General features: G+C 71.3%; 20 protein-coding genes. 6 read left to right on the forward strand and 14 right to left on the reverse strand.

Going from position 1 to position 22,372, the window contains the following annotated elements; genetic code table 11:
• Positions 1-198 precede the first annotated feature (198 nt).
• The 5 genes from ACFWRO_RS21245 to ACFWRO_RS21265 are packed head-to-tail and all read right to left on the reverse strand — an operon-like array spanning position 199 to position 6,152.
• The gene (locus ACFWRO_RS21245; protein ID WP_384512447.1) at positions 199-1,641 is read right to left on the reverse strand and encodes a cellulose binding domain-containing protein; all 1,443 of its coding nucleotides are present in this window, start codon (positions 1,639-1,641) and stop codon (positions 199-201) included.
• A complete protein-coding gene (locus ACFWRO_RS21250; protein ID WP_384512449.1) occupies positions 1,638-3,158 on the reverse strand; it encodes a beta-N-acetylhexosaminidase in 1,521 nt (506 codons plus the stop codon). Before ACFWRO_RS21250 ends, ACFWRO_RS21245 begins: the two co-directional genes overlap by 4 nt.
• A gap of 11 nt (positions 3,159-3,169) precedes the next feature.
• Positions 3,170-4,003 (reverse strand): carbohydrate ABC transporter permease, encoded by an 834-nt coding sequence (locus ACFWRO_RS21255; protein ID WP_384512451.1) that lies wholly within the window; start codon positions 4,001-4,003, stop codon positions 3,170-3,172.
• On the reverse strand, positions 4,000-4,899 hold the full coding sequence (locus tag ACFWRO_RS21260; protein ID WP_384512453.1) for a carbohydrate ABC transporter permease: 900 nt from the start codon (positions 4,897-4,899) through the stop codon (positions 4,000-4,002). Before ACFWRO_RS21260 ends, ACFWRO_RS21255 begins: the two co-directional genes overlap by 4 nt.
• Positions 4,896-6,152, reverse strand: coding sequence for an extracellular solute-binding protein (locus ACFWRO_RS21265; RefSeq protein ID WP_384512455.1), 1,257 nt, complete (start codon positions 6,150-6,152; stop codon positions 4,896-4,898). Before ACFWRO_RS21265 ends, ACFWRO_RS21260 begins: the two co-directional genes overlap by 4 nt.
• Before the next feature lie 205 nt (positions 6,153-6,357).
• Between ACFWRO_RS21265 and ACFWRO_RS21270 the strand changes: the two genes are divergently transcribed.
• Together ACFWRO_RS21270 and ACFWRO_RS21275 are read left to right on the forward strand one after the other, a co-directional pair.
• The gene (locus ACFWRO_RS21270) at positions 6,358-7,125 is read left to right on the forward strand and encodes a GntR family transcriptional regulator (RefSeq protein ID WP_384512457.1); all 768 of its coding nucleotides are present in this window, start codon (positions 6,358-6,360) and stop codon (positions 7,123-7,125) included.
• 91 nt (positions 7,126-7,216) lie between these two features.
• Positions 7,217-7,432 (forward strand): dodecin, encoded by a 216-nt coding sequence (locus ACFWRO_RS21275; RefSeq protein WP_384512459.1) that lies wholly within the window; start codon positions 7,217-7,219, stop codon positions 7,430-7,432.
• Positions 7,433-7,464: 32 nt separating this feature from the next.
• On the opposite strand, the gene ACFWRO_RS21280 is transcribed toward ACFWRO_RS21275, so the two are convergent.
• Positions 7,465-7,962: a hypothetical protein gene (locus ACFWRO_RS21280; RefSeq protein ID WP_384512461.1), complete on the reverse strand. Its 498-nt coding sequence runs from the start codon at positions 7,960-7,962 to the stop codon at positions 7,465-7,467.
• Between the two features lie 136 nt (positions 7,963-8,098).
• Between ACFWRO_RS21280 and ACFWRO_RS21285 the strand changes: the two genes are divergently transcribed.
• Positions 8,099-9,112, forward strand: coding sequence for an LLM class flavin-dependent oxidoreductase (locus ACFWRO_RS21285; protein WP_384512463.1), 1,014 nt, complete (start codon positions 8,099-8,101; stop codon positions 9,110-9,112).
• Positions 9,113-9,138: 26 nt separating this feature from the next.
• Positions 9,139-11,505 (forward strand): ATP-binding cassette domain-containing protein, encoded by a 2,367-nt coding sequence (locus tag ACFWRO_RS21290; RefSeq protein WP_384512465.1) that lies wholly within the window; start codon positions 9,139-9,141, stop codon positions 11,503-11,505.
• 21 nt (positions 11,506-11,526) lie between these two features.
• Here the strand turns inward: ACFWRO_RS21290 and ACFWRO_RS21295 are convergent, their stop codons facing one another.
• The gene (locus ACFWRO_RS21295) at positions 11,527-12,081 is read right to left on the reverse strand and encodes a YceI family protein (RefSeq protein WP_384512467.1); all 555 of its coding nucleotides are present in this window, start codon (positions 12,079-12,081) and stop codon (positions 11,527-11,529) included.
• A 130-nt stretch (positions 12,082-12,211) separates the two neighbouring features.
• Between ACFWRO_RS21295 and ACFWRO_RS21300 the strand changes: the two genes are divergently transcribed.
• Positions 12,212-13,066 (forward strand): helix-turn-helix domain-containing protein, encoded by an 855-nt coding sequence (locus ACFWRO_RS21300; RefSeq protein WP_384512469.1) that lies wholly within the window; start codon positions 12,212-12,214, stop codon positions 13,064-13,066.
• Between the two features lie 23 nt (positions 13,067-13,089).
• Here ACFWRO_RS21300 and ACFWRO_RS21305 read toward each other — a convergent pair whose 3' ends face one another.
• The 5 genes from ACFWRO_RS21305 to ACFWRO_RS21325 all read right to left on the reverse strand — a co-directional run bounded on the left by ACFWRO_RS21305 (position 13,090) and on the right by ACFWRO_RS21325 (position 18,102).
• Positions 13,090-13,917, reverse strand: a complete 828-nt coding sequence (locus ACFWRO_RS21305) for a tyrosinase family protein (protein WP_384512471.1) — start codon at positions 13,915-13,917, stop codon at positions 13,090-13,092.
• Positions 13,918-13,940: 23 nt separating this feature from the next.
• Entirely contained in the window at positions 13,941-14,333 is a 393-nt protein-coding gene (locus ACFWRO_RS21310; protein ID WP_384512473.1) for a tyrosinase cofactor, read from the reverse strand.
• A 319-nt stretch (positions 14,334-14,652) separates the two neighbouring features.
• The gene (locus tag ACFWRO_RS21315; protein WP_384512475.1) at positions 14,653-15,399 is read right to left on the reverse strand and encodes a succinate dehydrogenase/fumarate reductase iron-sulfur subunit; all 747 of its coding nucleotides are present in this window, start codon (positions 15,397-15,399) and stop codon (positions 14,653-14,655) included.
• Positions 15,396-17,378, reverse strand: coding sequence for a fumarate reductase/succinate dehydrogenase flavoprotein subunit (locus ACFWRO_RS21320; protein WP_384512477.1), 1,983 nt, complete (start codon positions 17,376-17,378; stop codon positions 15,396-15,398). The genes ACFWRO_RS21315 and ACFWRO_RS21320 overlap by 4 nt, the downstream gene beginning before the upstream one ends.
• 1 nt (position 17,379) lies before the next feature.
• Entirely contained in the window at positions 17,380-18,102 is a 723-nt protein-coding gene (locus ACFWRO_RS21325; protein ID WP_384512479.1) for a succinate dehydrogenase, read from the reverse strand.
• Positions 18,103-18,174: 72 nt separating this feature from the next.
• Between ACFWRO_RS21325 and ACFWRO_RS21330 the strand changes: the two genes are divergently transcribed.
• Complete coding sequence (locus tag ACFWRO_RS21330) at positions 18,175-19,053, forward strand: LysR family transcriptional regulator (RefSeq protein ID WP_384512481.1); 879 nt, start codon at positions 18,175-18,177, stop codon at positions 19,051-19,053.
• Positions 19,054-19,087: 34 nt separating this feature from the next.
• On the opposite strand, the gene ACFWRO_RS21335 is transcribed toward ACFWRO_RS21330, so the two are convergent.
• Together ACFWRO_RS21335 and ACFWRO_RS21340 are read right to left on the reverse strand one after the other, a co-directional pair.
• Positions 19,088-21,295: a putative bifunctional diguanylate cyclase/phosphodiesterase gene (locus ACFWRO_RS21335; RefSeq protein ID WP_384512483.1), complete on the reverse strand. Its 2,208-nt coding sequence runs from the start codon at positions 21,293-21,295 to the stop codon at positions 19,088-19,090.
• Entirely contained in the window at positions 21,292-22,104 is an 813-nt protein-coding gene (locus tag ACFWRO_RS21340) for an SAM-dependent methyltransferase (RefSeq protein WP_384512485.1), read from the reverse strand. Before ACFWRO_RS21340 ends, ACFWRO_RS21335 begins: the two co-directional genes overlap by 4 nt.
• Between the last annotated feature and the right edge of the window lie 268 nt (positions 22,105-22,372).

Below are 22,372 nucleotides of genomic sequence, written 5' to 3' on the forward strand. Positions count from 1 at the left end.
CCTTCTGCGTCCCATGAAGGGACTGCGGTTGGGGAGCTGACCCGTCGTGGGGGGACCGAACGGCGTGTTCGTGCGGGTGTGTGGGTTGGATTCTGGTCTGGACCAACGGAGCGGTCAAGCCCCGGACGTTCCGGTTCCGGACGGGCGCGCGACACGCGCCCGCCCGTTACCGCGGGTAGGGTCGAGCGGGCCGTGACGTCAGACGGCCGGTACGGAGTCCTCGAAGGCCGTGCCCGCCGTGCGGTACGCCGCCACCTTGGCGGCCACCTGCGCCGGGGTCAGGACCTGGTCCTTCACGTGCAGGACGTAGTCGACCTTCTGGTCGTAGGACCGCGGGGTGGTCGAGGTCTGGCCCTGGAGGTCGATGAGCCACTGGTTGAAGTTGATGGACATCGGGCGTTCGGGCAGATAGCGGGCGTCGTGCCGGCCGAACTCCTGGCCGTCGACGTAGTACACGATCGTGCTGTCGTCGATGGTCAGGACGAGGTCGTGCCAGCCGGCGTAGCTCGCGCGGACCTCGGAGTGCTGGTTGACCGCCTCCCACGGGTCGGGCCGGTAGGTCTCCCACGAGGTGGTGTAGAGGATGTTCGCGGGCTCGCCCCAGCCGCCGTTGGGCAGGTACTCGAAGTCGTACTCGGCGTAGTCGTCCGCCATCGGCGCCTTGAGGTCGTTGATGGTGAAGAAGGTCTGGACGAGCCGGTCGCCGTCCGGTCCGGAGAGCGGCGCGTCGGAGAAGCGGACCCGGGCGGCGTACGTGCCGTTCTTGAACTTCGTGGACCGGGTGAGGATCTCGGTCTGCCGGGTCGACTCGGCGGTGCCGGCCGTCGAGGTCCGCAGGTTCATGATCGAGTTGGTGCCCTCCTTGGCGAAGGTCACGTTCTCGGGCGCCCAGCCGGCTCCGGGCACGCCCGGGCCTCCGGAGTTGGACCGCACGCTCCAGCCGTGGGTGGAGATCGCGGGATCGGTGTGGCCCGTGTAGTCGAAGTCGTCGAAGAGCGCGGGCCCTCCGGTGGGCGGCGGGGTGGTCGGGTCGGTGGGCGTCGGGGTCGGCTCGTTGCCCGCGGGCGCCGTGCCCCAGACCGGGACGCCGCCGACGGTGGCGGTGACCTTGCTCCAGTTCGCGTACGTCGTCTGCGCCGGGCCGAAGGAGTAGTCGTCGCTCTGGTTCAGCGGCTGCCAGTTTGAGCGGTGGAAGCGCAGCTGCATGTCGCCCGTGTCGGCGCCGGGGGCGAGACTCCCGGCGCCGGCCGTGAAGCCGACCTCCAGATAGCGGTCGGCGGTCGCGGTCGGGTTGGCGAGGGTGCCGAAGGTGCCGGTGAGGTTCGCGCAGCCCTTCACGGCCCAGGAGCAGGCGTAGGTGTACGAGGCTCCCGCGTCGGCCTTGAAGTAGTACCGCAGCTTCACCTGGCTCAACGGGACGCTCGACGAACCGGAGTTGACCACCTTGAACCAGGGCTCGACCTGGTCGCTACCGGTGGCGCTCTGCCGGTACTGGACGGTGACGGCCTCGCCGGCCGCGGCGGCCGGGAGCGCTGTCAGGGCGGTGGCGCCGAGGCCGGTCACGCCGGCGACGGCGAGCGCGGCGCGTATCCGAAGCTTCGTCTGCCGGGTACTTGTTCGGGCGCTCGTTCGGGCACTCATGAGGATTCCTCTCCTTGGACTGAGGTGGGGGAAAGGCGGCGCGGCACCCCGAGGGTGTCGAGCCGGGTCCGGTGGTGGCGCAGCCGCGCCTGGAAGCCGGGCCAGTCCCGGCGCCCGGTCCAGGCGGTCTCGGCGAGGGCGCAGAGCCGGGGGAAGGCCAGGTACTCGGCGTGGGCTCCGGTGGGGACGTACTCCGTCCACAACTGGGCCTGGGTGCCGAGCACCCGCGCGCTCTCCTCCGGGCTCCAGTGCGCGGGCGCGGGGTCGGTGCGGAGCACGGTGCGCAGGTCCACGACGGCCCCGGGCTGGCCGGGCGGCTCGTCGGGGCTCGCCGACTGGGGGTAGTCGAGGTAGGTGGACCTGTGCGGCGCCATGACGACCTCGTGGCCCCGGCGGGCGGCGGTGCGGCCGTGGGCGGAGTCCCGCCAGGGCATCACGGTGAAGTACGGAGGGAGGTCGGTGCCGGTCTCGGTCCAGCCGAGCGGGTGACGTCCGGCGTCGAGGAGATGGCGGCCGATCCGCTCCATGAACCAGCCGTGCAGGGCGTCCGGCCCGTCGAGCCCCTCGTCGGCGACGCGCCGGCGGGCGGCGGGCGAGGCATGCCACTCGGTGGTGGGGCACTCCTCGCCGCCGATGTGGACGTACGGCGAGGGGAAGACGTCCATCACCTCGTCGAGGACGTCCCGGCAGAAGTCCAGGGCCTCGTCGTGGACACCGAGGACGGTGTCGCAGACGCCCCAGCGGTCCCAGACGGGGAGCCTGCGGTCCGGGCGGTTGCCGAGCGAGGGGTAGGCGGCGAGCGCGGCCCTGACATGGCCGGGCATCTCGATCTCGGGAACGACGGTGATCCCGCGCTCGGCCGCGTGCCGTACCAGGGCTGCCAGTTCGGCGCGGGTGTAGGCGCCGCCGTGCGGATGGCCGCCGATCTCGGTGAGCCGGGGACGGGCCGCGACCGGCATGCGCCAGCCCTGGTCGTCGGTGAGGTGGAGGTGGAGGACGTTGAGCTTGTGGAGGGCGAGCAGGTCGACGTATCTCCGGAGGAAGTCGACGGACCGGAACGTGCGGGAGACGTCGAGCATGGTGCCGCGCCAGGAGAAGCGGGGGACGTCGGTGATCTGGACGCAGGGCACGCTCCACTCGACCCCGGCGACCGGGTGTTCCGACAGAGCTTCGACGGGCAGGAGTTGACGGAGCGTCTGGACCCCGGCGAGCAGGCCGCGCGGGGTGGCGGCCCGTAAGAGCACCCCGCGCTCGCCGACGGTCAGGCCGTACCCCTCCTCGCCGAGGCCGGTGAGGGCGGGGTCGACGGCGAGGACGACGGGCCCGTCGGGGCGCTCGGGCAGCCGCAGCCCGGTGGCCGGGCCGAGGAGAGTGCGGAGCAGCTCGGCGGCGCCGTGGGCGCCGGGGGCGATCCTGAGCGTGGTGGTCTCGTCGAAGGTGAATCGGCCGGGCAGTGCGGTGAGTTGGGTGGGCTCGGGCACGAGCGCGGGTGTGCGGAGGGCGCGGAGTGTACGCATGGTGGGGCTCGCTATCCCTTCACGGCTCCGCCGGTCATACCGGCGGCGACCCGGCCCTGCAGGACCAGGAAAAGGACGAGGACGGGCAGGGCGAAGAGGGTGGAGGCGGCCATGGTGGCGCCCCAGTCGGTACCGAAGACGTTGGAGAAGGAGGAGAGCCAGACCGGCAGGGTCCTGTCGTCCTGGTTCTTGATGATCAGCATGTTGGCGAAGGCGAACTCGTTCCAGGCGGTGATGAATCCGAAGAGCGAGGTGGCCATGAGCCCGGGGGCGAGCAGGGGCAGCGTCACCCGGCGGAACGCCTCGGCGCGTGTGCAGCCGTCGACCTGCGCGGCCTCTTCGAGTTCGGCGGGGACGGCGGCGAGGAAGGAGCGCAGGGTCACGATGGTGAAGGGCAGGGTGACCATGAAGTAGATCAGGGTCAGAGTGGCAAGGCGGTCCAGCAGGTCGGCGTCCCTGGCGATGACGTACATCGGGATCAACAGCGCCTCCCACGGCGCCACTTGGGCGACGAAGACCATCAGGACGAAGCCGCGCCGGCCGCGCCAGCGCATCCGGGCGACCGCGAAGGCCGCGCCGAGCGCCACGACAAGCGCGAGCAGGACGCAACCGGCGGTGACGAGCAGGCTGTTGCGCCAGAAGAGCCAGAAGCCGTCCGCCTCGACGGCGTGCGCGAAGTGCTCCAGGGTGAGCGAGGTGGGCAGGAAGACGGGGGTCTCCGCCTGGATGTCGGGGGTGGGCTTGAAGGCGGTCAGGACCATCCAGTACACGGGGAAGACGGCGAGGACGAAGACGATCGACGCGACCGTGTTCAGGGGAACGCGGCGCAGGGCGCGGGGTGTCACCGGTCGGCCTCCTGACGGAACAGCTGACGGAAGTAGGCGATCAGGACGGCGACCAGGAGGAGCACGGTCAGGGTCGAGACGGCCGAGCCGAGGTCGTAGCGGTGCAGGGACTGGGCCACTCGGTACGCGTAGACGGGGAGCGTGGTCGTCGCGTCGCCGGGGCCGCCGCGGGTGACGGCCCAGATCTGGGCGAAGCAGCGGAAGACCCAGATGACTTCGAGGCAGAGGACCAGGCCGAAGATCGGGCGGAGCAGGGGCAGCGTGATCGAGCGGAAGATCCGCCCTGCCCCGGCGCCGTCGAGCCGGGCCGACTCGTAGATCTCCTCGGGCACGGTCATCAGCGCCGCGTGCAGGGTGATCGCGGCGAACGGCACCGACTGCCACACCACGAGCAGGACGAGCACGGTGAAGGCGGCGGTGCCGTCGGCGAGCCAGGAGTAGCCCTCGTAGGAGGTGAACCCGAGGCGCACGAGCACCCAGTTGACGACGCCGAGGCGGGAGGCGAAGAGCCACTGGAAGACGGTGGTGGTGGCGATGACCGGGCTGGCCCAGGCGAGGACTAGCCCGCTCGTCACCACGATCCGCATCCGCCGGCCGAGCCCGCGCATCAGCAGCGCGACGAGGGTGCCGATCACCATGATCAGGACGACGTTGATCAGCGTCCACCAGAAGGTGCGCCGGACGACCTCCCAGAACTCCGGGTCCGCGAGCACGGTCCGGTAGTTGGCGAGTCCGACGAACGGAGCGCCGCCCCTGATGAGTTCGCCCATGCCGTAGCGCTGGAAGGAGATCAGCAGATTGCGGACGAGGGGGTAGCCAAGGAGCAGGGCGCCGCCGAGGACGGTCGGCGCGACGAGGAGGTAGGGCCAGAGCGCGGCCCGGCGCCGCCCGCTCACGAGCCGAGGGTCTTGGTGATGCTCTCCGACGCGTCCTTGGCCGCCCGCGCCGGGTCGGTGCCGGTGAGCACGGCGGTCATGTACTGCTTGATCGGGTTGGTGGCCTCGACGGCCGCCCACTGCGGGGAGTTGGGCGTCGCGCGGCCCTGCACCGCCCCCGCGGCCATGGCGGCGGTGCCCGCGTCGTCCTGGATGACGCGGGCGAGCGAGGTGCGGTTGGGGACGTAGCTCATCGTCTTCGCCATCTCCGTCTGCCACTTCTCGCCCGCGAGGGCCTTGACGACCTCGTACGCGGCTTCGGGGTGGGCGGAGGCCTCGGGGACGATGAGGTCGGATCCGCCGGTGAAGACGGCGCCCGGCTTGTCCGCCGTCGTGCCGGGGATGGGGAAGAAGCCCAGCTTGCCCTTGAGCGCCGGGTTGGCTTCCTCGACGATCTTCGCGCCGCCGGGTACGGCGATGATCTGGGCGACGTCGCCCTTGGCGAAGACGTCGGCCTGCGGGGGCTTGGCCTCGTCGGAGTCCTTCGGCCCCTTGCCGAGGGCCTGGAGCTGCCGGTAGAAGTCCATGCCCGCGAGCGCCTGCGGGGTGTCGAGCGCGCCCTTCCACTCCTCGCCTTCGCGTACGGCGAGGTCGCCGCCGTCCTCCCAGATGAAGCCGGCGAGGGCGTACCAGTTCTGTCCGGGCAGGTAAATGCCTTGCTTCGAGCCCTTGTTGAGCTTGGCGGTGACGGTGAGCCACTCGGCGCGGGTCTTCGGCGGGGCGGTGACGCCGGCCTGGGCGAAGAGGTCCTTGTGGTAGATCACAACCCGGTTGGCGGCGTACCAGGGGATGCCGTACTGCTTGCCGTCGACCTTGCCGGGCTCGGCGAGTCCGGGCAGCCAGTCGGCGCCGTTCAGATCGGCGACCTTGTCGCTGAGGTCGCGGACGCCGCCGCTCGCCGCGTACTGGGCGATCTGGGTGTTGCCGACCTCGATGACATCGGGGGCGTCCTTGCTGGCCAGGGCCGCCGTGACCTTCTCCCCGATGCCGTCCCACTCCTGGATCTGGATGTCGAGCGTGGTGCCCCGGTGCGTCGCCTCGAAGTCGGTGCGGAAGCGGGTGAGGAAGTCGTCGGTGACGCTGTCCTTCATGATCCAGACGGTCACCTTGCCGGATCCGCCGGCCTTCGGGTCGTCCGTCCAGCCGCAGGCGGTGACGGAGAGGGCGAGGGTGGTCGCGAGGGCGACGGGGACGGCCAGGGAGCTGATCTTCACGGGCACCTCGGAGAAGAAGGATTGACCAATTGGTCAGGTGGTCAGCTGCGTGCCCAGAAGGTGGCATGGACCAATCGGGCCGTCAACCCCAAGAAAAATATGCGCTGTTCACGGAATCACCGGACGCCGACCGTGGCTAGGATGGGACCTAACCAGTTGATTGGGGCTTTACCAGTTGACCAGTCAGGGGAGCCAGGGAGAGCACATGAACGACAGCCCCTCGGGCGGGGTGCTGAAGCGGGAGCGGGTACGGGAGCATCTCCTCGGCCTGATCGAGGCGCGCGGACCCGGCGTTCCGATCCCGTCCGAACGCACGCTCTGCGCCGACCTCGGCGTCTCGCGCCCCACGCTGCGCGCCGCGGTCGACGAACTCGTCGCGACGGGTGCGCTCGTACGGGAGCAGGGGCGCGGCACGTTCGTCGCCCCGGCCAAGATCACCCAGCAACTCATGCCGCTGGACAGCGCGTTCACGGTGCCCCGGGCGTCGGGCACGTGGTCGAGCCGGGTCCTCGAGTGCGTCAGGACGACGGCCGGGGCGCGGATCGGCCGGAAGCTCCGGATCTCCCCGGCCGCCGAGCTGCTCTACATCGCCCGGCTCCGCCTGGTCGACGGCTCCCCCATGGCCATCGAGCACCTGCACATCCCGGCGGACCTGCTGTCGTCGACGCTCACCACGGAGGAACTGGAGGCGGGCGATCTCTACGAGCACCTGCGCGACCACCACCGGATCCATGTCCGGGAGGCGACGCAGTCCATCGAACCCACCGTCGTCAGCGAGGACGAGGCGGAGCTGCTCGACATCCCCGTGCTCTCCCCGGCCCTGCTGATCGAGCGCCTCACCCTGGACACCTCGGGCCGGCCCGTCGAGTACGTCCACTCGGTGTACCGGGGGGACCGGTACCGGATCGTCTCGCGCCTCGACTTCACCCAGGACGGCGTCGTGACGTCCTCGACGGAGGGGGACGCGTACTAGGGCGACACCTACGAGCCGCCGACGACGTGTCGCGGACCGGGGCGGGGTGGGGCACCGTGGAGGGACCCCCACGGAGAGGAATCCGGCCCCCATGTCGAACCACACCTACCGCGTCACCGAGATCGTCGGCACGTCCACGGAGAGCGTGGACCAGGCCGTTCGCAACGGCATCGAGCGGGCCTCGCAGAAGCTCCGCGGTCTCGACTGGTTCGAGGTGACGCAGGTCCGCGGCCACCTGGTCGACGGCGCGATCGCGCACTTCCAGGTCGGCCTGAAGGTCGGCTTCCGCCTGGAGGGGGACGACTGAGGGAGGACGACTGAGACGTCGGGACGGGCCGGTCAGGTCCGGCCCTCCTTCTCCTGGGCGTCCCTGAGCGCCTCCGACGCCGTCGCCCAGCGGGCCCGTACGACCGTGAAGCCCGCCTGCTCGGCCGCGTCGCAGACCAGCTCGTCGTCGTCCACGAGCATCCGGATCTCACGGTCGCGGCCCAGTCGGCGCAGGATCTCCAGCTTCGTCACGCGCGCGGGGCGGAAGTCCCGGTCCCGTCGCATGTGGAGGGCGCCCTCCGGAAGCCCGTGCGCGGCGAGCCACGCGACGGTGTCCCGGCGGCAGCGCTCGGGCCGCCCCGTGAGGTACACGGTCTCGCACTCCTCGGCGGCCTCCCGGCACAGGGCGACGCCCTCGGCGAGCGGCGGGTCCTGGGGCGCCGCCGCGAAGAACGCCGCCCAGTCGCGCGGCTTGCGCTCCAGGAAGCGCTGCCGGTGCGCCGTGGAGGCGAGGGTGTTGTCGAGGTCGAAGACGGCGAGAGGCCTGTCGGCACTGCTGGTACGGGTCACCCGGACAGCCTAGGCAACTCCGTACCGCGCCCAGGCCGCGGCGCCCCGGAGCATGCCCTGTCCGGCCGCGGCGCCCTGGAGCGTGCCTGTCCGGCAGAGCCGGGAATCCTCGGCGACCTGGGGCGTTGAACCCCATGTGACCCTTTCTGCCGACGGCATCCGTCTCTCCGTCCTCGACCGCTCCCGGACCCGGGAGGGCGAGGACGGCTCCGTGGCGCTGCGCGCGACCGTGGACTTGGCGCGGGAGGTGGAGGCGCTCGGTTACCACCGGTTCTGGGTCTCGGAGCACCACAGCGTGCCGGGTGTGGCCGGCTCCGCGCCGACCGTCCTGGCCGCCGCCGTGGCCGCGGCCACCTCCGCCATCCGGGTCGGGACCGGCGGGGTGATGCTCCCGAACCACCAGCCGATGGTCGTCGCGGAGCAGTTCGGCGTCCTGGAGTCGCTGTTCCCCGGCCGGATCGACATGGGCCTCGGCCGTTCCGTCGGCTTCACCGACGGCATCCGGCGGGCGCTCGGCCGGGACAAGGACGACGCCGACCGGTTCGCGGAGCAGCTGGACGAGCTGCTCGGCTGGTTCACGGGGACCCAGACCGCCCACCCCCAGGTGCACGCCCGCCCGGCGGAGGGCCTGCGGGTCCCGCCGTACGTCCTGGCGACCGGCGAGGGCGCGTCGATCGCGGCCCGGGCCGGGCTGCCGCTGGTGATCGGCGATCTGCGCGGCCGTGAGCGGATGCTGCGCGCGATCGACGACTACCGCTCCGCCTTCCGGCCCTCCCCCTGGTCCACGGAGCCGTACGTGGTGATCGCGGGCACGATCGCGGTCGCCGCGACCGAGGAGGAGGCGCGGGAGCTGCTGGTCCCGGAGGCGTGGTCGCTCGCGCACTCCCGTACGCGGGGCGCCTTCCCGCCGCTCCTGCCCGCCGAGGAGATCCGACGCCTTGCCATGACCGACAAGCAGCGCGAGTTCTTCGCCTCGGGCCTCCAGGGGCATCTGCACGGCACGGAGGAGCAGGTCGGTGACGCACTGGAGCGGGTGGTGAAGGAGAGCGGGGCGCGGGAGGTGCTGGTGACGACCAGTACGTACGACCGCGCGGCGCTGCTCGACTCGTATCGCCGACTCGCCCGTACGGCGGGCCTCGGACCGGCCTGACCAGGGCAAACACCTAGAATCGAGCCATGCCCCACAGCTCCCCCGGCACCTCCGATCCGTACGTCCGTGTGCGCGGCGCGCGCGAGCACAATCTCGCCGGTGTCGACGTGGACATTCCGCGCGACGCGATCGCCGTCTTCACGGGGGTGTCGGGCTCCGGCAAGTCCTCACTCGCGTTCGGGACGATCTACGCGGAGGCGCAGCGCCGCTACTTCGAGTCGGTCGCGCCGTACGCCCGGCGGCTCATCCACCAGGTGGGGGCGCCGAAGGTCGGCGAGATCAGCGGGCTGCCGCCGGCGGTCTCGCTCGAACAGCGCCGCTCCTCACCGGGCGCCCGCTCCTCGGTCGGCACGGTCACGACGCTCTCCAACTCGCTGCGCATGCTGTTCTCCCGCGCCGGTACGTATCCGGCGGGCGCCGAGCGGCTCGACTCCGACGCGTTCTCGCCGAACACCGCGGCCGGCGCCTGCCCCGAGTGCCACGGTCTCGGCCGGGTGCACGAGACCAGTGAGGAACTGCTCGTACCCGACCCGGAGTTGTCGATCCGGGACGGCGCGATCGCGGCCTGGCCCGGGGCCTGGCAGGGGAAGAACCTCCGCGACGTCCTGGACGCCCTGGGTCACGACGTCGACCGGCCGTGGCGGGAGCTGGACGCGGAGGACCGGCGGTGGATCCTGTTCACGGACGAGCAGCCGGTCGTCACGGTGCATCCGGTACGGGACGCGGGGCGTATCCAACGCCCGTACCAGGGCACGTACATGAGCGCCCGGCGCTATGTGATGCACACCTTCGCGGACTCCAAGAGCGCCACGCTGCGGGCGAAGGCGGAACGCTTCCTCACCAGCAACCCCTGCCCGGTCTGCGGGGGCGGCAGGCTCCGCCCGGAGGCGCTCGCGGTGACGTTCGCGGACCGGACGATCGCCGAGCTGGCCGCCCTGCCGCTGACGGGCCTGGCCGGGCTCCTGGCGGAGCACGACGGCTCGGAGACGGCGCGGGTGCTGACCGAGGACCTCGTCGCGCGGATCGGCACGGTCACCGAACTGGGCCTCGGCTACCTCAGCCTGGACCGCGCCACCCCGACCCTGTCCAACGGCGAGCTCCAACGCCTGCGGCTCGCCACCCAGTTGCGCTCGGGCCTGTTCGGCGTCGTGTACGTCCTCGACGAGCCCTCCGCCGGTCTGCACCCGGCCGACACCGAGGCGCTCCTGGTGGTCCTGGACCGTCTGAAGGCGGCCGGCAACACGGTGTTCGTGGTCGAGCACCATCTCGACGTGATCCGTCACGCCGACTGGATCGTGGACGTCGGACCCGGGGCCGGCGTGCACGGCGGCCGGGTCCTGCACAGCGGCCCTCCGGGCGGCCTCGCAGAGGTGGCGGAGTCGGCGACGCGTCGCTTCCTCTTCGACCGGGCCCCCGTGCCGGAGCGGGCGGTCCGCCCGGCCACGGGCCTGCTGCGCGTCGGCCCCGTCACGCGGCACAACCTCAGCGCCGTGTCGGCGGCGTTCCCGACCGGTGTGCTGACGGCGGTGACCGGGGTGTCGGGCTCGGGCAAGTCGACGCTGGTCGGTGCGTTGAGCGAGGAACTCGACGGCGTCGGACGGCTGGTGACGGTCGATCAGAAGCCGATCGGGCGGACTCCCCGGTCCAACCTGGCGACGTACACGGGTCTCTTCGACGTCGTACGGAAGCTGTTCACGGACACCGAGGAGGCGCGGGCCCGCGGATACAAGGCGGGGCGTTTCTCGTTCAACGTGAGCGGCGGGCGGTGCGAGACCTGTCAGGGAGAGGGCTTCGTCTCGGTCGAGCTGCTGTTCCTGCCGAGCACGTACGCGCCCTGCCCGGACTGCCGTGGCGCCCGCTACAACCCGGAGACGCTTGAGGTCCGGCTGCGCGGGCTCACCATCGCCGAGGTGCTCGACCTGACGGTCGAGTCGGCGGCCGAGTTCTTCGCCGACACGCCGGCCGCCGCGCGGAGCCTGCGGACGCTGCTCGACGTCGGCCTCGGGTACCTGCGGCTTGGGCAGCCGGCGACAGAGCTGTCCGGCGGCGAGGCCCAGCGCATCAAGCTGGCCTCCGAACTCCAGAGGCCGCGCCGGGGCCACACCCTCTACGTCCTGGACGAGCCGACGACGGGCCTCCACCCCGCCGACGTCGAGGTCCTGATGCGCCAGCTGCACGGCCTGGTCGACGCCGGGCACACCGTGGTCGTGGTCGAGCACGACATGGACGTGGTCGCGACGGCGGACTGGGTGATCGACCTGGGCCCTGGCGGCGGCGAGGAGGGCGGCCTGATCGTCTCGGAGGGGCCGCCACGCTCGGTGGCGGGGACGGCGTCGAGCCGGACCGCGCGGTATCTCGCGGCCCGGCTCGACGAACGGGACGTGACCGGGTAGCCGAACACCCGCCCTCCAGAGCTACTTGGGTTCGACGAACTGGACCTCCAGGCTCACCTTGATCACGTCGCCGAGGAAGCCGGGCGCGAAGTCCAGGCCGAAGTCGCTGCGCCGGAACTCGCCGGACGCGTCGAAGCCCGCGTGCCGGCTGCCGTCCACCGGGACGTCGACGACGCCCCCGAACTCGACGTCGAAGGTGATGGGGCGGGTGACATCCCCGATGGTGAGGTCGCCCTCCAGCGTCCACTCCTCCCCCGCGCCGCCGATCCGGGTCGACCGGAACGTCATCGTCGGGCGCTTCTCGACGTCGAGCAGGTCCGCGGCCCGCACATGCGCGTCCCGGTCCGCGTTGCCGGTGTCGATCGAGGCGAGGGCGACGGTCGCGGTGATGGAGGAGTCCGCCAGGCTCTCGCCGACGACCAGCTCGGCGCTCAGGTCGTTGAAGCGCCCGCGCACCTTGGAGATGCCGAGGTGGCGGATGGTGAAGCCGACGGCGGAGTGCAGCGGGTCGAAGGTCCAGCGCCCGGCGGTCAGCGGCAGAACGGTCGGGAAAGAGATCTGTGATTCGTTCGTCATGCCTCAACGCTGCGGCCTCGGCGCACCGCGAGGAAGGCCGCGCCGGGACAGGTAGCGCGCAGACGGGTACCGCGGAGACTGGTAGTGACAGGGCCACCCTCCCGCCCGCCCTTCCTCGTACGATCGGGGGATGAGCGACAACGAGCTGGGGGCCTTCCTGCGCGCCCGCCGCGAGGCCCTCACCCCCGCCGAGGCGGGGCTGCCCGCCGGGACGCGCCGGCGGACGCCGGGGCTGCGGCGGGCCGAGCTGGCGATGCTGGCCGGGATCAGCGTCGAGTACCTGGCCCGCCTGGAGCAGGGCCGGGACCGCAACCCGTCCGCCCAGGTCCTCGGCGCGCTCAGCGACGCGCTGCGGCTGCCGCTCGACGCCCGGGTCCACATGCGGCGCCTGTCGAAGTCGCACGGCCACAACCACATCTGCTCGGCCGCCCCGGCGCCGGCCCGCGAGGTGCGCTCCACGGTCCGCGCCCTGCTCGACCGGCTCGGGGAGACACCGGCCGCTGTCACCAACATGCTGGGCGAGACCGTCGCGTACAGCGACGGCTACGCCCGGCTCGCGGGCCCGGTGGGCCTGCTCGACGGCGACCCGCCGAGCCTGCCGCGCTACGTCTTCACCGATCCGCGGGCCCGCGAGGTCTACCCGGACTGGGACCGGGTCGCCGACCAGCAGGTGGCGGCCCTGTACTTCGGCATCACCGGCTCCGACCCCACGATGGCGGACCTCGCCAGGGAGCTGACGATCACCGCGGGCGCGCCCTTCTCGGACCGGCTGGCCTCCTCGGGCGTCCTGCCGGACCGCTCGGGCGTCGAGCGCCTGATCCACCCCGAGGTCGGCGAACTGCGCCTCGCGTACGAGATCCTGGAACTGGCCGAGACCGACGGCCAGCACCTGGTGGTGCGCCTGCCCGCCGACGAGGCGTCCTCGGCCGCCCTGGACCGGCTCGTGGGCCGCCGCCCGGGCACGTTGCGCGCGGTCGGCGGCTGACGCTCCAGGGCGACCGAAGGACCCTAGGCCGCCGTGTCGAAGGTGTAGTGGCGGGTGTGGTCCAGCATGTCCGCGGGGGTCACGTTGTTCCAGGGGCGCATCGTGTCGTTCAGGTCGACGACGTTCGCCGTGCCCGCGGCCGGCAGGTACGCGGACCGGGGGTGACGTGCCTGCCAGTCGGCCCACAGCTTGTCGATGAAGGCATGGTGCATCCAGAAGACGGGGTCGTTCGGGGAGACCCCAGTGCCCATCTGGCCGCCGACCCAGACGTGGACGCGGTTGTGGAGGTTGACGCCGCGCCAGCCCTCCAGGTGGTTGCGGAACCCGTCGGACGAGCTGTTCCACGGGGCCATGTCGTAGGTCTCCATGGCGAGGACGGAGTCCACCTCGGCGCGGGTCGGCAGCTGACGGCCGCCGGCGCCCAGGTCGCGCCGCAGGAAGTCACGGCCGTCGACGCGTACGTTGATCGTCCACCGGTTGCCGCTGCGGGCGAACGCGCCGTCCAGCACCTGACCGTCGCGGGCGCGCCCGGTGCCGCCGAGGAAGTCGGGGGCCCAGAGCGAGGAGCGGGCCGTGCGGTCGGCCGTCCAGTCCCAGTAGGGCAGGGCGACGGTGGAGTCGACGGACTGCAGTGCCTGCTCGAACTCTATGAGGAAGCGGCGGTGCCAGGGGAGGAAGGAGGGCGAGCGGTGGCCGACTCTTTCGCCGTTGTCCGTGTCGCCCATGATGAAGGCGTTGTGCGTGGTGACGAAGGTGTCGTAGCGGCCCGAGCGCTTGAGCTCGATGAGCGCGTCGACGAAACGTCGCTTCTCGTCGGCGGTGAGGGCGGCCTGGTTCTTGCGTACGGTCATGGTGGTGCGGCTCCTGGATCGGGTCAGACGAGGGTGAGCGGAACGAGGGTCGCGCCCCGCAGTTCGAGGACGGCGGCGCGGGCCGCCGCCTTGGGCGTGGCGACCGGCTCGTAGTGGCTGATCACGCTGATCCAGGTGCCGTCGGCGTTCTGCATGACGTGCAGTTCCTCGCCGTCGATGGTCACGGTGTAGCCGCCCCCGTGGTGCCCTCCGTGGTGGCCGCCGCCGTGCGCGGGGCCGCCCTTGATGCGCCGGCCCAGGTAGGTCTCGTCGAAGGACGCCGGGGCGGAGCCGCCGGCCGGAGCCGCGGCGAGCGGTGCGGCCGCTCCCGCGGCACCGGCGGCGGTGAGACCCGCGACGGCACCGGCGGCGCCTGCGGCGACGCCGAGTGCCTTGCGGCGGGTGATGCTGGACATGATGGTCCCCCCAAGTGGTCGGATAGGACCGGGGGTTTGGTCATATGCCCCCGGCAGGACCATGCATACCGAAGGGTTCCGGAGCGCCGGAAATCACCAGATGTCGGTTGGCTCCGAAATGGCCAACTCAAAGCGAAATGTACAGACTTGAACAGAGTTGATCTTGCTGTGCGGAAGTGCCGGGACGCCCCGCCGTGAAGATCTTACGGTGATCACCTGAATCTAGTGAAGATCTTCCTCTCGTGGGTGCGGGGCGTGGCAAGGGTCACGCCCCGCAACTGTCCGAAAGCGGACCGTGCCCCTCGCCGGAATCCGGGATTCAGCGGCGGGCCTTACGGCGTGCCCGCAGCCACTCCTTGTTCATCGCCGCGATCGACGGCAGCGGAATCCCCTTCGGGCAGGCCGTCGCGCACTCACCCGTGAGGGTGCAGCCGCCGAAGCCCTCCGCGTCCATCTGTCCGACCATGTCCAGGACGCGGCTCTCGCGCTCCGGGGAGCCCTGGGGCAGGACGTTGAGGTGGTTGACCTTCGCCGAGGTGAAGAGCATCGCCGAGCCGTTCGGGCAGGCGGCCACGCACGCGCCGCAGCCGATGCACTCGGCGTGCTCGAAGGCGAAGTCGGCGTCGGCCTTCGGCACCGGGGTGGCGTGGGCCTCGGGGGCCGAGCCGGTGGGGGCGCTGACGTAGCCGCCGGCCTGGATGATGCGGTCGAAGGCGGTGCGGTCGACCACCAGGTCCTTGACCACCGGGAAGGCGGAGGCGCGCCAGGGCTCGATGTCGATGGTGTCGCCGTCGTGGAAGGAACGCATGTGGAGCTGGCAGGCGGTGGTGCGCTCGGGGCCGTGGGCGTCGCCGTTGATGACCAGGCTGCACGCGCCGCAGATGCCCTCGCGGCAGTCGTGGTCGAAGGCGACGGGATCCTCGCCGCGCAGGATGAGCTCCTCGTTGAGCGTGTCGAGCATCTCCAGGAACGACATGTCGGAGGAGATGCCGTCCACCTCGTAGGTGGCCATGGCTCCGGGGGCGTCGGCGTTCTTCTGGCGCCAGACGCGGAGGTTGAGCTTCATGCGTAGCTCCGCTGGGTGGGGTGGACGTACTCGAAGACGAGGTCTTCCTTGTGCAGGACGGGGGCGTCGCCGGTGCCGCCGCCGTGCTCTCCCGGGGGACGACCCCCGGACCCCCGAAATTCCCAGGCCGCCGCGTACGAGAACTCCTCGTCGCGGCGCTCGGCCTCGCCGTCCGCGGTCTGGGACTCCTCGCGGAAGTGGCCGCCGCAGGACTCGGCCCGGTGCAGCGCGTCGAGGCACATCAGCTCGGCGAGCTCCAGGTAGTCGACGATCCGGTTGGCCTTCTCGAGCGACTGGTTGAACTCCTCGCCCGTACCGGGGACCTTGATGCGGCGCCAGAACTCCTCGCGGATCTGCGGGATGCGGTCGAGCGCCTTGCGCAGGCCCTCGCTCGTGCGGGCCATGCCGCAGAACTCCCACATCAGTTCGCCGAGTTCGCGGTGGAAGGAGTCCGGGGTACGGTCGCCGTCGACCGCGAGCAGCAGGTTGAGCCGGTCCTCGGTCTCGGCGAGCACCTCCCTTACCGCCGGGTGCTCGTCGGTGACCCGCTCGGCGTTCGGGTGGCGGGCCAGGTAGTCGTTGATGGTGGACGGCAGGACGAAGTAGCCGTCGGCGAGCCCCTGCATCAGCGCGGACGCGCCGAGCCGGTTGGCCCCGTGGTCGGAGAAGTTGGCCTCGCCGATCGCGAACAGGCCCGGCACGGTGGTCTGGAGGTCGTAGTCGACCCAGAGTCCGCCCATCGTGTAGTGCACGGCCGGATAGATCCGCATGGGGACCTCGTACGGGTTCTCCGCGGTGATCCGCTCGTACATGTCGAAGAGGTTGCCGTACTTCTCCTCGACCGCCTTGCGGCCCATCCGCCGGATCGCGTCGGCGAAGTCCAGGTACACGCCCTGCCCGCCCGGGCCGACGCCACGACCCTCGTCGCAGACGTTCTTCGCGGCGCGGGAGGCGATGTCCCGGGGGACGAGGTTGCCGAAGGAGGGGTAGATGCGCTCCAGGTAGTAGTCGCGCTCGTCCTCGGGGATCTCGGCGGCGGGGCGGGTGTCGCCCTTGGCCTTGGGGACCCAGATGCGGCCGTCGTTGCGCAGCGACTCGCTCATCAGCGTCAGCTTGGACTGGTGGTCGCCGGTGCGCGGGATGCAGGTGGGGTGGATCTGGGTGAAGCAGGGGTTGGCGAAGTACGCGCCGCGCCGGTGCGCCCGCCAGACGGCGGTGGCGTTGGAGTTCATCGCGTTCGTCGACAGGTAGAAGACGTTGCCGTAGCCGCCGCTGGCGAGGACGACGGCGTCCGCGTAGTGGGTGGAGACGGCGCCGGTGATCAGGTCACGGGCGACGATGCCGCGCGCCCTGCCGTCGACCACGATCAGGTCGAGCATCTCGGTGCGCGCGTGCATCTCGACGTTGCCGGCCGCGATCTGCCGGGAGAGCGCCTGGTACGCGCCGAGCAGTAGCTGCTGGCCCGTCTGGCCCCGGGCGTAGAAGGTGCGGGAGACCTGGACGCCGCCGAAGGAACGGGTGTCGAGGAGTCCGCCGTACTCGCGGGCGAAGGGGACGCCCTGGGCGACGCACTGGTCGATGATCTCGACGGAGATCTGCGCGAGGCGGTGGACGTTGGACTCGCGGGCGCGGAAGTCGCCGCCCTTGACGGTGTCGTAGAAGAGCCGGTGAACGGAGTCGCCGTCGTTGCGGTAGTTCTTGGCCGCGTTGATGCCGCCCTGGGCGGCGATGGAGTGGGCGCGGCGCGGGGAGTCCTGGTAGCAGAACTGGACGACGTGGTAGCCCTGTTCGGCGAGGGTCGCGCCCGCGGAGCCGCCCGCGAGGCCGGTGCCGACGACGATGACGGTGTGCTTGCGCCGGTTGGCGGGGTTGACCAGCTTGGCCTGGAAGCGGCGGGTGTCCCAGCGTTCGGCGATGGGGCCCGCGGGGGCCTTGTGGTCGACGACCGGCTCGCCGGTCGTGTAGTCGAGGAAGCGCATGTCAGCTCACCACTCCGGTCATGACGGCTACGGGTACGGAGACGAAGCCCACGGTCAGGACGAGCGCGAGGCCGTTGGCGAGGATCTTGAGGAGCCGCTCGCGGCGGGCGTTGCCGAGGCCGAGGGTCTGGGCGGCGCTCCAGAAGCCGTGGCGGACGTGCAGACCGACGGCGAGCATGGCGACGAGGTAGATCACGTTGCCGTACCAGGTGGAGAAGGTGTCCACGATGTTCTGGTACGGCCGGCCCTCCTGGAAGCCGCCGGCGTGGACGGTGCCGGTGGTCAGGTCCAGGATGTGCCAGACGATGAAGAGGGCCATGATGATCCCGCCCCAGCGCATGGTGCGGGTGGCGTACGAGGACCCCTTGCGGCGGTGGACGTAACCGGTCGGGCGGGCCTTGATGTCGCGCCTGCTGAGCTGGTACGCGGAGACGGCGTGGCCGACCACGGCGGCGAGCAGCACGATCCGGACGAGCCAGAGGGCCCAGGAGTAGTGCAGGACGGGGGCGCCCATGGTGCGCAGCCAGTGCCCGTAGGCGTTGAACTCCTCGGACCCGAAGAAGACCTTGAGGTTGCCGGCGACGTGGGCCACGAGGTAGCCGAGCATGATCAGACCGCTGACGGCCATGACGGTCTTCTTGCCGATGGTCGAGGACCAGAAGCCGCGGGAGCGGGTGGTCGACGGTGATCGTTCCTTCGATGCCGTCTTCGTTGCCAGAGCCATGGCATCGACGCTAGGGCCGAAGGGCCCGAGAGGTCCAAGACATGGTTCGGCTCATCTCGATAGGCTGTGCCTATGCAGTTCCAGCAGCTTCTGTACTTCGTGGCCGTGGCGGAGACCCGGCACTTCACGCGCGCCGCCGAGCGGGTGCACGTCTCCCAGCCCTCGCTGTCGCAGCAGATCCGGGCCCTTGAGCAGGAGCTGGGGGCGGAGCTCTTCAGCCGGGCGCGGGGGAACATCGCGCTGACCGACGCGGGCGAGGCGCTGCTGCCGCTGGCGCGGCGGATTCTCGCGGACACGGACACGGCGCGGCACGAGGTGCAGGAGCTGGTGCAGCTGAAGCGGGGCCGGGTGCGGCTCGGCGCGACGCCGAGCCTGTGCACGGGGCTGCTGCCGGACGTGCTGCGCGCCTTCCACGATCTGCATCCCGGGATCCAGCTCCTGATCGAGGAGGGCGGCTCGCACGATCTCGTACGGGAGCTGGCGCGCGGCGCGCTCGATCTGGCGCTGGTGGTGCTGCCGCTACCGACGCCGTCGCCGGCGCTGACGACGGTGGAGCTGCTGCGGGAGGACCTCGTGGTGGTGTCGAGCGCGGCGGCGCCCGCGCCCGCGCGGCCGGTACGGATCGCGGACCTCCGCGACCAGCCGCTGGTGATGTTCCGGCACGGCTACGACCTGCGGGAGCTGACGGTGGCCGCGTGCCGGGCGGAGGGCTTCGAGCCCTCGTTCACGGTGGAAGGGGGCGAGATGGACGCGGTGCTCGGTTTCGTACGGGCGGGTCTCGGGGTGGCGGTGGTGCCGGCCATGGTCGCGGCCCGCGCGGGCCGCGACCTCCGGGTCACGTCCCTGGCCCGCCCCGGCCTGCGCCGCACGATCGCCCTGGCCCACCGAAGCGACGTGGCACCCCCACGCGCGGCCCGAGAACTCCAACGCCTACTCCTCCACTCCACGTGACGCCCGCGCACGGCGCCCCGCGCACGGGGCCGTACTACACCGCGTCCGCCAGGAGCAAGGAGTGGATGCGGTCCGGGGCGCCCGGGCGGGCGTAGTACCAGCCCTGGGCCGTGTCGCAGCCCAGGTCGCGGAGTTGCTGCGCCTGCGCGCGCGTCTCCACGCCCTCCACCGTCACCGCGAGCTCCAGGCTGTGCGCCAGCGAGACGATCCCCTCCACGATCTTCAGGTCGACCGGGTCCGCCGGGTGCTGCTGCATGCCCTGCGTGAAGGAGCGATCCAGCTTCAGGACGCTCACCGGGAGACGGCGCAGGTTCGCCAGGTTCGAGTACCCCGTGCCGAAGTCGTCGAGCGCTATGTCCACGCCCATCTCCGCCAGCTGCCGCAGCGGCTTCAGCAGGTCGTCGTCCGCGCCGATCAGCGCCGACTCGGTGACCTCCAGGCAGAGCGCCCCCGGTTCGAGCCCCGACCGCTCCAGGACGTCGACCGTGTCGGCGACCAGGCGCGGGTGGTGCAGCTGCGTCGGCGAGAGGTTGACGTTGATCCGCAGCGGACCCCCGTCGGAGTGCCGCGCCTGCCAGAACCGGGCCTGGCGGACGGCCTCCTGGAGGACCCAGCGTCCGAGCGGCACGATCAGACCGGTGTTCTCGGCGAGCGGGATGAACCGGTCGGGGCCGAGGACGCCGTGCTGCGGGTGGCACCACCGTACGAGCGCTTCCGCGCCGTGCACGCTGCCGTCGCCGAGGTGCACCAGCGGCTGGTACTCGATGAAGAACTCGCCGCGCTCCAGCGCCGCAGGCAGCGCGGTGGTCAGCCCGTGCCGGGTGATCGCGCGGGCGTCGGCCTCCGCGTCGGCGAACTCGAAGCGGTTGCCGCCGGCCGACTTGGCCCGGTACATGGTGATGTCCGCGCTGCGCAGCACCTCCGCCGGGGTCCGCTCCCCCGCCGGGCCCTCGACGACCCCGACGCTGCCGCGGACGGTCAGTTCGCGGCCGTCGATCCGGACGGGGGTGGCGAGCGTGGCGAGGATGCGGTTCGCCAGCTCGACGACCTCCCGCTCGGTGTGCGGGCCCGTGGTCAGCGCGACGAACTCGTCGCCGCCGAGCCTGGCCACCATCTCCCCCGGCGCCGTCGCGCAGCTCTGCAGCCGGTCCGCGACCTCGACGAGCAGCCGGTCACCGGTCGCGTGGCCGAGGCTGTCGTTGATGGCCTTGAAGCCGTCCAGGTCGAGGTAGCAGAGGCCGAAGCGGCCGCCGTCGGACGGGGAGAGCGCCTTCTCCAGGCGCTCGAAGAACAGGGTCCGGTTGGGCAGCCCGGTGAGCGCGTCATGGGTCGCCTCGTACCGCAGCCGCAGGTTGAGCAGCCGCCGTTCGGTGGTGTCCTCCATCAGCGCCAGCTGATACTGCGGGGCGCCCTCCGCGTCGCGCAGCAGCGAGACGGTGAGGTTGGTCCACAGGACCGTGCCGTCGCCCCGGTAGTACGGCTTCTCCACGCGGTAGTGGTCGCGTTCGCCGCGCACCAGCTCGCCGTAGAGCTTCCAGACGTGCGGGCCGTCCTCGGGGTGCGACCACTCGCTGACGTTCCGGCTGCGCACATGCTTTTCGAGGCCGCCGAACATCCGGGTCAGGGTCTCGTTGACCTCCAGGATGTTGCCCTCGAGGTCGGCTATGCCGATCCCGATCGCGGCGCCGTCGAAGACCGCCCGGAAGCGGCTCTCCGTGGTGTGCAGGGCGACTTCGGCGGCACTGCGGGCGTTGAGCGCGGACCGCGCGATGGCCTCCTGCTCCAACCGGGTCCGCTCGCGAAGCGCCTGGGCGAAACCGGCCGCCATCGCGTGCTGGAGCCGCGAACAGCGGGCCCGCAGCTCCTCCATGGTGGTGACGGTCGAGGTGCCGGCGGGGGCGCCCGTGCCCGTGGCGGTGACCTCCTCCTCACCGCAGTACAGCACCAGGTACGCGTCGATGACCCCGAGGGTGCGGCTGAGCGCGTCGGGGTCGGTGCAGTGGACGCCGACGAGCCCGGCGCCGGCGCGGTGCGCGGGGGCCGTGTCGAAGGACCTGTCGTGCAGGGCGGCCCGCAGTTCACGGGCGAGCGGCAGCAGATGCTGCTCGAACTCGGCGCGGGTCATCGAGGTGGCCGTGACCGGGAAGATGGCCCGGCTCCATATCGTCACGAACCGCCTGAGTCTGTCCTCGAGGCCGTCCGGCTCCGCGCCGGAACCGGACGGCTGCGACGGCACCTTCACGCTGTGCGCCCCACCCCTGCGAAGCCCGAGAAGGCGAAGGGATCCTCGTCCTCGACCGGGCTGTCGGGCCGCCAGTCGGGCATGGACACCAGGCCGGGCTCGATCAGTTCGCAGCCCTCGAAGAAGCGGCTGATCTCGCCGTGCGAGCGCATCACGAGCGGGTTGCGGATGCTCTTGTAGACCCCGACGGTGCCGGCGGCCTCGTCCTGCGAGAGCGGAATGCCCTCGTACGAGGCGTGGGTCAGCACGAGCAGACTGCCGGGTGCGAGGGCTTCGAGGAGCTCGGTGACGGCCGCGCCCGGTTCGTCCTCGTCCTCCAGGAAGTGCAGGACGGCCACGAGCAGCAGCGCCACCGGCCGCTCCAGGTCGAGGAGTTCGCGGACCTCGGGGCTGTTCAGGATCTCCCCCGGCTTGCGCAGGTCGGCCGCGACGACTGCGGCGCGGTCGTTGCCCTCCAGGACCGCGCGGCTGTGCGCGACAGCCACCGGGTCGTGGTCGACGTACACCACGCGCGCGTCGGGGGACGCCGCCTGGGCGACCTCGTGGACATTGCCGAACGTCGGTATGCCGGAGCCGATGTCGAGGAACTGGGTGACGCCGTTGTCGACGGCGAAACGCACGGCGCGACGCATGAAGGCCCGATTCGCCTGCATGATCTTGGGGAGTCCCGGCATGAACTCCATGGCCTTGCGGGCCGCTTCCCGGTCCACCTCGAAATTGTGCGAGCCGCCCAGATAGAAGTCGTACATACGGGACACGCTCGGTACCGAAATATCGATACCCGGCGGGGCCCAGGCGGGACGCTCCATCAATGTCTCCAACAAGTCGCCACGGAGGATACGGCCATGTGTTCGCGGCCGGTGTTCGAGCCGAGGCTACTGATCGCCCGCCGAGAGAGCGAGTGGAAACGGAAATTCGCGGTCCGTTCTTGGTCACACGCCATTGGCACGTGCGCGCGGAACTCCATGAGGAACGCAGAGTTCACGCCGTCAGCGCGTGCACTTTCACGTGCATATGGACGTGCGCCGGTCCGCCGGGCCCCCGGGGGGGTGTGGGGGGCGGGCGGGCCGGCGCGCG

Origin of the sequence: Streptomyces sp. NPDC058579 (assembly GCF_042718575.1) — a bacterium.
In the GTDB taxonomy this organism is placed as follows: Bacteria; Actinomycetota; Actinomycetes; order Streptomycetales; family Streptomycetaceae; genus Streptomyces.

Bases quoted from the DNA above. Each gene is read 5' to 3' on its own strand.
- ACFWRO_RS21245 (WP_384512447.1), bottom strand. From the start codon at position 1,641: ATGAGTGCCCGAACGAGCGCCCGAACAAGTACCCGGCAGACGAAGCTT.
- ACFWRO_RS21250 (WP_384512449.1), bottom strand. From the start codon at position 3,158: ATGCGTACACTCCGCGCCCTCCGCACACCCGCGCTCGTGCCCGAGCCC.
- ACFWRO_RS21270 (WP_384512457.1), top strand. From the start codon at position 6,358: ATGAACGACAGCCCCTCGGGCGGGGTGCTGAAGCGGGAGCGGGTACGG.
- ACFWRO_RS21275 (WP_384512459.1), top strand. From the start codon at position 7,217: ATGTCGAACCACACCTACCGCGTCACCGAGATCGTCGGCACGTCCACG.
- ACFWRO_RS21290 (WP_384512465.1), top strand. From the start codon at position 9,139: ATGCCCCACAGCTCCCCCGGCACCTCCGATCCGTACGTCCGTGTGCGC.
- ACFWRO_RS21295 (WP_384512467.1), bottom strand. From the start codon at position 12,081: ATGACGAACGAATCACAGATCTCTTTCCCGACCGTTCTGCCGCTGACC.
- ACFWRO_RS21300 (WP_384512469.1), top strand. From the start codon at position 12,212: ATGAGCGACAACGAGCTGGGGGCCTTCCTGCGCGCCCGCCGCGAGGCC.
- ACFWRO_RS21305 (WP_384512471.1), bottom strand. From the start codon at position 13,917: ATGACCGTACGCAAGAACCAGGCCGCCCTCACCGCCGACGAGAAGCGA.
- ACFWRO_RS21310 (WP_384512473.1), bottom strand. From the start codon at position 14,333: ATGTCCAGCATCACCCGCCGCAAGGCACTCGGCGTCGCCGCAGGCGCC.
- ACFWRO_RS21315 (WP_384512475.1), bottom strand. From the start codon at position 15,399: ATGAAGCTCAACCTCCGCGTCTGGCGCCAGAAGAACGCCGACGCCCCC.
- ACFWRO_RS21320 (WP_384512477.1), bottom strand. From the start codon at position 17,378: ATGCGCTTCCTCGACTACACGACCGGCGAGCCGGTCGTCGACCACAAG.
- ACFWRO_RS21325 (WP_384512479.1), bottom strand. From the start codon at position 18,102: ATGGCTCTGGCAACGAAGACGGCATCGAAGGAACGATCACCGTCGACC.
- ACFWRO_RS21330 (WP_384512481.1), top strand. From the start codon at position 18,175: ATGCAGTTCCAGCAGCTTCTGTACTTCGTGGCCGTGGCGGAGACCCGG.
- ACFWRO_RS21340 (WP_384512485.1), bottom strand. From the start codon at position 22,104: ATGGAGCGTCCCGCCTGGGCCCCGCCGGGTATCGATATTTCGGTACCG.